6 protein-coding genes are annotated in these 10291 nt (G+C 68.7%); 1 reads left to right on the top strand and 5 read right to left on the bottom strand.

Translation table 11 applies throughout. The annotated features are described in order from the left end of the window. Positions 1–169: 169 nt before the first annotated feature. The 4 genes from tuf to rpsL all read right to left on the bottom strand — a co-directional run bounded on the left by tuf (position 170) and on the right by rpsL (position 4387). Complete coding sequence (gene tuf, locus MXD62_RS00960; protein ID WP_020463479.1) at positions 170–1363, bottom strand: elongation factor Tu; 1194 nt, start codon at positions 1361–1363, stop codon at positions 170–172. Between the two features lie 76 nt (positions 1364–1439). Continuing rightward, positions 1440–3536 (bottom strand): elongation factor G, encoded by a 2097-nt coding sequence (gene fusA / locus MXD62_RS00955; RefSeq protein WP_071066147.1) that lies wholly within the window; start codon positions 3534–3536, stop codon positions 1440–1442. Positions 3537–3542: 6 nt separating this feature from the next. Beyond that, a complete protein-coding gene (gene rpsG, locus MXD62_RS00950) occupies positions 3543–4013 on the bottom strand; it encodes a 30S ribosomal protein S7 (RefSeq protein ID WP_020463481.1) in 471 nt (156 codons plus the stop codon). Beyond that, entirely contained in the window at positions 4013–4387 is a 375-nt protein-coding gene (rpsL, locus tag MXD62_RS00945; RefSeq protein WP_009740532.1) for a 30S ribosomal protein S12, read from the bottom strand. The genes rpsG and rpsL overlap by 1 nt, the downstream gene beginning before the upstream one ends. A 1030-nt stretch (positions 4388–5417) precedes the next feature. Between rpsL and mug the strand changes: the two genes are divergently transcribed. Next, positions 5418–6068, top strand: coding sequence for a G/U mismatch-specific DNA glycosylase (mug, locus tag MXD62_RS00940; protein WP_248827596.1), 651 nt, complete (start codon positions 5418–5420; stop codon positions 6066–6068). Positions 6069–6321: 253 nt separating this feature from the next. Here the strand turns inward: mug and MXD62_RS00935 are convergent, their stop codons facing one another. Further along, complete coding sequence (locus tag MXD62_RS00935; RefSeq protein WP_020463483.1) at positions 6322–10212, bottom strand: DNA-directed RNA polymerase subunit beta'; 3891 nt, start codon at positions 10210–10212, stop codon at positions 6322–6324. Positions 10213–10291 lie beyond the last annotated feature (79 nt).

Genomic DNA, 10291 nt, shown 5'->3' with positions numbered 1-10291 from the left:
GGGGGCGGGGGGGGGCCCCCCCGGGGGCGGGCCCCCCGCCGCCCCGCCCGCGCCGCCCGACGTGGGCGGCTTGCGATCCCGGTCGCGGCACGGGGCGCGAGGCCCCGGCGTTGCCGGCCGGCAACAGCGGGCGGCGGGAACCCCGTGGGGCACCCGCCGCCCGTCGCCACTACTTGATGACCTTCAGAACCTGACCCGCACCGACGGTCCGGCCACCCTCACGGATGGCGAACCGCAGGCCCTCCTCCATGGCGATCGGCTGGATGAGCTCGACCGTCATCTCGGTGTTGTCGCCCGGCATGACCATCTCGGTGCCCTCGGGGAGGGTCACGACGCCGGTCACGTCGGTGGTGCGGAAGTAGAACTGCGGCCGGTAGTTCTTGAAGAACGGCGTGTGCCGGCCACCCTCGTCCTTGTTGAGGATGTAGACGCGCGCCTCGAACACCGTGTGGGGGGTGATCGACTTCGGCTTCACGATGACCTGGCCGCGCTCGACGTCCTCGCGCTTGATGCCACGGAGGAGGAGGCCGACGTTGTCACCGGCCTGGCCCTCGTCGAGCAGCTTGCGGAACATCTCGACGCCGGTCACGGTCGTCGTGGTGGTCTCCGGCTTGATGCCGACGATCTCCACGGTCTCGTTGACCTTGACGATTCCACGCTCGATACGACCCGTGACGACCGTGCCACGACCCGTGATCGTGAACACGTCCTCGATCGGCATGAGGAACGGCCGGTCGATGTCGCGCTCAGGCTCGGGGATGGACGCGTCCACCGCCGCCATGAGCTCGAGGAGCTTCTCGCCCCACTCCTTGTCGCCCTCCAGCGCCTTGAGCGCGGAGACGCGGATGACCGGGACGTCGTCGCCGGGGAACTCGTAGGTGTTCAGGAGCTCCCGGACCTCGAGTTCGACGAGCTCGAGGATCTCCTCGTCGTCGACCATGTCGGCCTTGTTCAGCGCCACGACGATGTACGGCACGCCGACCTGGCGGGCCAGGAGCACGTGCTCCTTCGTCTGCGGCATGGGACCGTCGGTCGCCGAGACCACCAGGATCGCGCCGTCCATCTGCGCGGCACCCGTGATCATGTTCTTGATGTAGTCGGCGTGCCCGGGGCAGTCGACGTGCGCGTAGTGCCGTGCGTCGGTCTGGTACTCGACGTGCGCGATCGAGATCGTGATCCCGCGGGCCTTCTCCTCCGGCGCCTTGTCGATCTGGTCGAACGGCGTGAACGGGTTGAGGTCCGGGTGCGCGTCGTGCAGGACCTTCGTGATCGCGGCCGTCAGCGTCGTCTTGCCATGGTCGATGTGACCGATGGTCCCGATGTTGACGTGCGGCTTGGTCCGCTCGAACTTCTGCTTCGCCACTGGTGTCCCTCCAAGGACGGGTGGTGTCGTGCTGTGTTGTCGTCAGTGGTGCCGGCAGCCCGGCCCGGCGGGCCTGCTACTCGCCCCTCGCCTTCGCGATGATGTCCTTGGCGACGTTCTGCGGAACTTCGGCGTAGGAGTCGAACTGCATCGAGTAGCTCGCCCGCCCGGAGGTCTTCGACCGCAGGTCGCCGACGTACCCGAACATCTCCGAGAGTGGCACCAGGGCCTTGACGATCCGGGAACCGCCCCGCTCGTCCATGGCCTGGATCTGCCCACGCCGCGAGTTGAGGTCGCCGATCACGTCGCCCATGTGGTCCTCGGGCGTCGTGACCTCGACCGACATCATCGGCTCGAGGATGACCGGGTCGGCCTTCCGGGCCGCGTCCTTGAAGGCCATGGAACCGGCGATCTTGAAGGCGAGCTCGGAGGAGTCGACCTCGTGGAACTGGCCGTCCCGCAGCGTGACCTTGACGTCGACGAGCGGGTAACCGGCCAGGACGCCGAACTCCATGGCCTCCTGGCAGCCGGCGTCCACCGACGGGATGAACTCCCGCGGGATGCGTCCGCCGGTCACCTTGTTCTCGAACTCGTAGCCGCCGCCGTCGCCGCCGGAGGGCTCCAGGTCGATGATCACGCGGGCGTACTGCCCGGACCCACCCGTCTGCTTCTTGTGGGTGTAGTCGACCTTCTCCACCTTGCGGCGGATGGTCTCGCGGTAGGCCACCTGCGGCTTGCCGACGTTCGCCTCGACGCCGTACTCGCGGCGCATCCGGTCGACGAAGACCTCGAGGTGCAGCTCACCCATACCGGCGATGACCGTCTGACCGGTCTCCTCGTCGGTGCGGACCTGGAAGGTCGGGTCCTCTTCGGTGAGCCGCTGGATAGCGGTGCCCAGCTTCTGCTGGTCAGCCTTCGTCTTCGGCTCGATGGCGACGTCGATGACCGGGGCAGGGAAGATCATCGACTCGAGGATGACCGGCGAGTTCGGGTCACACAGCGTGTCGCCGGTGGTGGTGTTCTTCAGGCCCACCACGGCCACGATCTGACCCGCGCCCACGCCGTCCCGGTCCTCCCGGTGGTTGGCGTGCATCTGCAGGATGCGGCCGATGCGCTCCTTGCGGTCCTTGGTCGAGTTGAGCACCGCGGTACCGCTGGTGATCTTGCCGGAGTACACCCGGATGTAGGTCAGCTTGCCGACGTACGGGTCCGACATGATCTTGAAGGCCAGCGCCGAGAACGGCGCGTCGTCGTCAGCCTCGCGGACGATCTCGGTCTCTTCCTTGCCGACCGCGTGGCCGGTGACCGAGCCGATGTCCGTCGGCGAGGGGAGGAAGTCGACGACCGCGTCGAGCATGGGCTGCACGCCCTTGTTCTTGAACGCGGAACCGCAGAGCACCGGGTTGACCTTGCTGGCCACCGTGGACCGCCGCAGCGCCGCCATGAGCTGCTCCTCGGTGGGCTCGACGCCCTCGAGGTAGAGCTCCATGAGCTCGTCGTCGTTCTCGGCGACGGTCTCGACCAGCTTCTCCCGCCATTCCTGCGCGGCTTCGGCGTGGTCGGTCGGGATGTCGACGGTCTCGAACGAGGCGCCCTTGTCCTCGGTGTGCCAGAGCAGGCCCTTCATGCGGATCAGGTCGATCACGCCACGGAAGTCCGCCTCGACACCCCAGGGCAGCTGGATGACGGCGGGCGTCGCGTCCAGCCGGTCGACCATCATGTCGACGCAGCGGTGGAACTCGGCACCGACCCTGTCCATCTTGTTGACGAACGCGATCCGCGGGACGTCGTAGCGGTCGGCCTGCTTCCAGACCGTCTCACTCTGCGGCTCGACGCCGGCGACGGCGTCGAACACCGCGACCGCTCCGTCGAGGACGCGCAGCGACCGCTCCACCTCGACGGTGAAGTCGACGTGGCCCGGGGTGTCGATGATGTTGATGGTGTGGTCACGCCACGAGCAGGTGGTGGCGGCGGAGGTGATGGTGATCCCCCGCTCCTGCTCCTGTTCCATCCAGTCCATCGTGGCGCCACCCTCGTGGACTTCACCGATCTTGTAGTTCACACCGGTGTAGAAGAGGATGCGCTCGGTGGTCGTGGTCTTGCCTGCGTCGATGTGGGCCATGATCCCGATGTTCCGGGTCGCGGCCAGTGCGGCACGTGCGTCAGCAGCCATGATGAGTTACCAGCGGTAGTGGGCGAAGGCCTTGTTGGACTCCGCCATCTTGTGGGTGTCCTCCCGGCGCTTCACACTCGCGCCGAGGCCGTTGCTCGCGTCGATCAGCTCGTTCATCAGGCGCTCGGTCATCGTCTTCTCACGACGACCGCGGGAGTACCCGACGATCCAGCGCAGCGCGAGCGTGGTGCTGCGGCCCGCGCGGACCTCGACCGGCACCTGGTAGGTGGCGCCACCTACTCGGCGGCTGCGCACCTCCAGCGTGGGCTTCACGTTGTCCAGCGCACGCTTGAGCGTGACGACCGGGTCGTTGCCGGTCTTGTTCTTCGCACCTTCGAGCGCGCCGTACACGATGCGCTCCGCGACCGACTTCTTGCCGCTCAGCAGCACCTTGTTGACCAGGGCGGTCACCAGCGGCGAGCCGTAGACTGGGTCGACGACGACGGGGTGCTTGGGCGCGGGCCCCTTGCGCGGCATTAGCCCTTCTCCTTCTTCGCGCCGTAGCGGCTGCGAGCCTGCTTCCGGTTACGGACGCCCTGCGTGTCGAGAGCGCCCCGGACAATCTTGTAGCGAACGCCCGGGAGGTCCTTCACACGGCCACCACGCACCAGGACGATCGAGTGCTCCTGCAGGTTGTGACCGACCCCGGGGATGTAGGCCGTGACCTCGATCCCGCTGTTGAGCCGGACGCGAGCCACCTTGCGCAGCGCCGAGTTCGGCTTCTTGGGGGTGGTCGTGTAGACGCGGGTGCACACGCCACGACGCTGCGGGCTCCCCTTGAGTGCCGGGGTCTTGGTCTTCTCGACCTTGTCCTGCCGGCCCTTGCGGACCAGCTGCTGGATCGTGGGCAACGCCGCTCCCGTTCCTTCGTGCCTCGTCGTACTCGCCGGCAGCCATCCCGGATGGCCGGCCTGTCTGCCTGCTGTGTCGCGGTGCCGCTCCTCGCCTGGATGGCACGGAGCGTGAGCGCCGGAGTGTCCGTTCCCGACCCACGCGGTCGGGCGTGTCGCGCCCACTGTAAGTACCGGAAGTCCGATACGTCCCAGAAGGAGCGCGCCTACCCGCCCGACTCTGCCGGACCGAACCCGACTGTCACCGACGGCGGCCTGAGTACCTGACCTGAGCGGTCGGTTCTCGGCGCCACGGCGCCACGTCTGGGCGCAGGACACACGCCAGAGTCACGTGGACTCCGGCCACAGGCGCCAACACTACTCCACGCCCACGTCAAGTGTCGAACGGGGTATCACCCGACGACCACGACAGGCGCGACCGGACGACGGACGTCCTGCCTACGCCTGGCCGTTGCGCGCTCCACGGACGGACCGGTATCCGCCAACCCGCCGGACCGGTACCGACACAACCGTCCTCCCACCGGGAAAACAGCCACTGCGAACCCTACCGCCGACCCCTCCGGCCTCCACGAACGCCCTGCCGAAAGGCATCCACCAATTCCTCCGCCCAAGGCCCCGAGACCGGGAAGCCAGTCACCGAGGACCAGCCTCAGGGCCCAGGACGGGGACCGGGACTCAGGACGCGGGCCGGCGCGGAGCGCCCTGATCTACGGTGGGCTGCTGCCAGCAATGGGATCTGGGTGGGGGTGGATGATCCGCAGGGGCGGCGACAAACGAGGATGCCAGGATGGCCAGCACCAGACCGCCCAGCCAGGGCACCGCGCCGGACCAGCCGTCCCCGGCAGACCAGACACCAGAAGACACGCCGTCGCAGACACTCACCCTGTCGACGGACTCCACGCTGCCATCAGAAGCTGCGACGCCGGGAACGGAAGCCGCGCCGGTACAAGAAGCCGCCCCCGCGCAGGAAGCCACGGACAGGCCCGTAGCCGCCCCGGCACCGGAGGCCGCCGACCCGCCTGTAGCCGGGCTGGCGGCGCTGAGGTCACCGAAGCCGCCGCGGCGGCCCCGACCGGACCGCGCGGAGCTTCTCGCGGCCTATGGGAAGACCGTCCCGGACCTCGTCGGTCCGGAGACCCGGGTGCTGCTGTGCGGTATCAATCCGTCCCTGGAGTCCGGCGCCACCGGATTCCATTTCGGGACGCCCAGCAATCGGCTCTGGCCGGTCCTGCACTTCGCCGGGTTCACCGGGCGCCGGCTGCATCCGTCCGAGACCGAGCACCTACGCGCCCGGGGCATCGGAATCACGAATCTGGTGCACCGCTCGACCGCTCGCGCCGATGAGATCGCTGACGACGAAATCAGGGCCGGCGTGCCGGTACTCATCGAGCTTGTCGAACGGATCCGCCCGGAATGGGTCGCCTTTCTCGGGCTCGCCGCGTACCGCATCGGCTTCGGGCGGCGGACGGCGAAGGTCGGTCGACAGCCGGAGCGCATCGGTCCCGCCGGAGTGTGGCTGCTGCCGAACCCCAGTGGGCTGAACGCGCACTACCAGCTACCCGACCTTGTCCGGGTCTACGGCGAACTGCGCGAGGCCGCCTTCGGGCCTGTCACGGCCACCACGCCGGCAGCGGGCCCGACCGCGGGTCCTGGGCTCAGGTCCGGGCACGGCGGCGGCTGACGGCGGCTGACGGCGACGGCGGTCGGTGGCGCCGGCCCCGTCGCAAACGCCGAACGGCCCGGTGAACCGCGTACCTGCACGGTTCACCGGGCCGTCCCGGTCACAGAGTCGGACGCCCGAGCCGGACACCCGACACCAGGCGCCTGATGCCAGGCGGCGAGCGCCCGGCCGTCAGACACCAGGCCTGGCACCGGGTGCCGGACGAGCGCGGTCACTGCCGCGGTCGCCCGGCACCGGAGTCAGGCGCGCTGGCTCAGCGGTAGTCGCCCGAGCTGCGGTAGTCGAACTCGTCCAGCGGGACGGCCTGGCCGGATCCGGCACCGAAGGCGCCGTACTCGACCGAGGCGCCGTCCTCGTAGCCGCTGACCGAGTACATCGCCGCGCGCGCCTCGTCGGTCGGCTCCACCCGGATGTTGCGGTACCGGGAGATGCCGGTACCCGCCGGGATGAGCTTTCCGATGATGACGTTCTCCTTGAGGCCGACCAGCGAGTCCGAGCGGGCGTTGATCGCCGCGTCGGTGAGCACCCGGGTGGTCTCCTGGAAGGACGCCGCCGACAGCCACGACTCGGTGGCCAGCGAGGCCTTGGTGATGCCCATGAGCACCGGGCGGGCCGAGGCCGGCTGGCCGCCGATCTCCACCACGCGCCGGTTCTCGCCCTCGAAGCGGGCGCGCTCGACGAGCTCACCCGGCAGCAGCGTGGTCTCCCCCGACTCGAGCACGTTCACCCGCTTGAGCATCTGGCGGATGATGATCTCGATGTGCTTGTCGTGGATCGACACACCCTGCGACCGGTACACCTCCTGGACCTGGTCGACCAGGTGGAGCTGGACCTGGCGCGGGCCGAGGATGCGCAGCACCTCGTGCGGGTCGACGGCGCCGTCGATCAGCTGGGCGCCGACCTCGACCCGCTCGCCCTCGCGGACCCGCAGCCGGGAGCGGCGGGAGACCGGGTAGGCGATCTCCTCGCTGCCGTCGTCGGGGACGATGACGACCTTGAAGGTCTTCTCCGTCTCCTCGATCTTGACCCGGCCGGTCACCTCGCTGATCGGGGCCTTGCCCTTGGGGCTACGGGCCTCGAACAGCTCGACGACACGCGGCAGACCCTGGGTGATGTCGTCACCGGCGACGCCACCGCTGTGGAAGGTACGCATCGTGAGCTGGGTTCCCGGCTCACCGATCGACTGGGCGGCGACGATGCCGACGGCCTCACCGACGTCCACCAGCTTGCCGGTGGCCAGCGAGCGGCCGTAGCAGTGCGCGCAGACACCCATCCGCGACTCGCAGGTGAGCGCCGAACGCACCCGCACCGATTCGATCCCGGCCTCGATGATCTGGCCGATGACCACGTCGCCGGCGTCGGCGCCGGCCGGGACGACGACCTCGCCCTGGGCGTCCACGGCGTCGGAGGCGAGCGAGCGGGCGTACGCGGAGGTCTCCGCGTAGCGGTCGCGCACCAGCACCCCGTCCGGTCCCTTACGGGCGATCCGGGTCAGGATGCCGCGCTCGGTGCCGCAGTCCTCCTCGCGGACGATGACGTCCTGGCTGACGTCCACCAGACGACGGGTCAGGTAACCCGAGTCGGCGGTCCGCAGGGCGGTGTCGGCGAGACCCTTACGGGCACCGTGCGTCGAGATGAAGTACTCGACGACGGTGAGGCCCTCACGGAAGTTCGCCTTGATCGGCCGCGGGATGATCTCACCCTTGGGGTTGGAGACCAGTCCGCGCATGCCGGCGAGCTGCCGGATCTGCATCATGTTTCCGGCGGCCCCGGAGTTGACCAGCGTGTAGACCGGGTTGGTCTCCGGGAAGTTCGCCTCCATGGCCTCGGCGATCTTGTTCGTCGCCTCGGTCCAGATCTGCACCAGCTCGCTGCGGCGCTCCTCGTCGGAGAGGAAACCGCGGCCGAACTGCTTCTCGACCCGCTCAGCCCGCTGCTCGTACTCGTCGAGGATCTGGGCCTTGTTCGGCGGAGCCACGACGTCCTCGATCGCGACCGTCACACCGGACCGGGTGGCCCAGTAGAAACCGGCGCTCTTGAGGGCGTCCAGCGTCGCCGCGACCTGGATCTTCGGGTACCGCTCGGCGAGGTCGTTGACGATCGCCGCCTGCGCCTTCTTGTTCAGCTGGGCGTTGATGAAGGGGTAGCCCTCCGGCAGCGCCTCGTTGAGCAGGCAGCGCCCGAACGTGGTCTCCAGGGTGAACGGGTCACCCGGCAGCCAGTCGGCGGGCGGCGCCCACTCGGCGGGGGGCGTGCTCTCCCTCAGCCGCACCTGGATGCGGGCCTGCAGGTGGATCTCCCGCGCGTCGAAGGCCATCTGGGCCTCGGCGACACTGGAGAAGAACCGGCCCTCGCCGATCGCGCCCTCGGACACCCGGGACAGGTGGAACACCCCGGTGACCATGTCGAGGCTGGGCATGGCCAGCGGACGGCCCGACGCCGGCGACAGGATGTTGTTGCTCGACAGCATCAGGATCCGGGCCTCGGCCTGCGCCTCGGCGGACAGCGGCAGGTGCACCGCCATCTGGTCGCCGTCGAAGTCCGCGTTGAACGCGGTGCAGACCAGCGGGTGGATCTGGATGGCCTTGCCCTCGACCAGCTGCGGCTCGAAGGCCTGGATGCCGAGGCGGTGCAGGGTCGGCGCCCGGTTGAGCAGCACGGGGTGCTCGGTGATGACCTCTTCGAGGACGTCCCACACGACCGGGCGGGCCCGCTCGACCATGCGCTTGGCCGACTTGATGTTCTGCGCGTGGTTGAGGTCGACCAGGCGCTTCATCACGAACGGCTTGAACAGCTCGAGCGCCATCTGCTTGGGCAGGCCGCACTGGTGCAGCTTGAGCTGCGGGCCGACCACGATGACCGAACGGCCCGAGTAGTCGACGCGCTTGCCGAGCAGGTTCTGGCGGAACCGGCCCTGCTTGCCCTTGAGCATGTCGGACAGCGACTTGAGCGGACGGTTGCCGGGCCCGGTGACGGGCCGGCCGCGGCGGCCGTTGTCGAACAGCGCGTCGACGGCCTCCTGCAGCATCCGCTTCTCGTTGTTGACGATGATCTCGGGCGCGCCGAGGTCGAGCAGCCGCTTGAGCCGGTTGTTCCGGTTGATCACCCGGCGGTACAGGTCGTTCAGGTCGGAGGTGGCGAACCGGCCACCGTCGAGCTGGACCATCGGCCGCAGGTCCGGCGGGATCACCGGAACGCAGTCGAGCACCATCCCCATCGGGGAGTTGCGGGTGTTCAGGAACGCCGACACGACCTTGAGCCGCTTGAGCGCACGGGCCTTCTTCTGCCCCTTGCCGCTGCGGATGGTCTCGCGCAGCGACTCCGCCTCTGCGGCCAGGTCGAAGTCGGCGAGCCGGTGCTGCAGCGCCTCGGCGCCCATGCCGCCCTCGAAGTACTGGCCGAACCGGTCGCGCAGCTCGCGGAAGAGCAGCTCGTCCGGCTCGAGGTCCTGGACCTTCATGTTCTTGAACCGGTCGAAGACCCGGTCCAGGTCGTCGATCTTGCGCTGGGAGCGGTCGCGGATCTGGCGCATCTCGCGCTCTGCCGACTCGCGCACCTTGCGGCGGGCGTCGCCCTTGGCGCCTTCGGCCTCGAGCTGCGCGAGGTCCTCCTCCAGCTTGCGCTGGCGAGTCTCGACGTCGGCGTTCTTCTTGTCCTCGAGCTGCTGCTTCTCGACGCCGATGCGGGCCTCGAGGGTCGGCAGGTCGCGGTGCCGCGAGTCGATGTCGACCTTGGTGATCATGTAGGCGGCGAAGTAGATGACCTTCTCGAGGTCCTTCGGCGCCAGGTCGAGCAGGTAGCCGAGACGGCTCGGCACGCCCTTGAAGTACCAGATGTGGGTGACGGGGGCGGCGAGCTCGATGTGGCCCATCCGCTCACGGCGCACCTTGGCGCGGGTGACCTCGACGCCACAGCGCTCACAGATGATGCCCTTGAACCGGACCCGCTTGTACTTCCCGCAGTAGCACTCCCAGTCCCGGGTCGGACCGAAGATCTTCTCGCAGAAGAGCCCGTCCTTTTCCGGCTTGAGGGTGCGGTAGTTGATCGTCTCCGGCTTCTTGACCTCACCGAACGACCACTGGCGGATGTCGTCCGCGGTGGCCAGGCCGATGCGCAGCTCGTCGAAGAAGTTGACGTCCAGCAAGACTGTCGCCTGCTCTCTCTTTCTCAGTCGGGACGCTGCCGGGGCCCCCGGGCCGGGGCCTGTGGGCTCCTACCCGGGT

This window comes from Frankia sp. Mgl5 (genome assembly GCF_023242985.1).
Lineage (GTDB): Bacteria > Actinomycetota > Actinomycetes > Frankiales > Frankiaceae > Parafrankia > Parafrankia soli.
Note: the sequence above shows the minus strand (reverse complement) of the source record. Positions and strands in the feature narration are given on the sequence as shown.

Excerpts from the sequence above, each read along its gene's own strand:
- fusA (WP_071066147.1), bottom strand. The coding sequence starts at position 3,536 with ATGGCTGCTGACGCACGTGCCGCACTGGCCGCGACCCGGAACATCGGG.
- rpsG (WP_020463481.1), bottom strand. The coding sequence starts at position 4,013 with ATGCCGCGCAAGGGGCCCGCGCCCAAGCACCCCGTCGTCGTCGACCCA.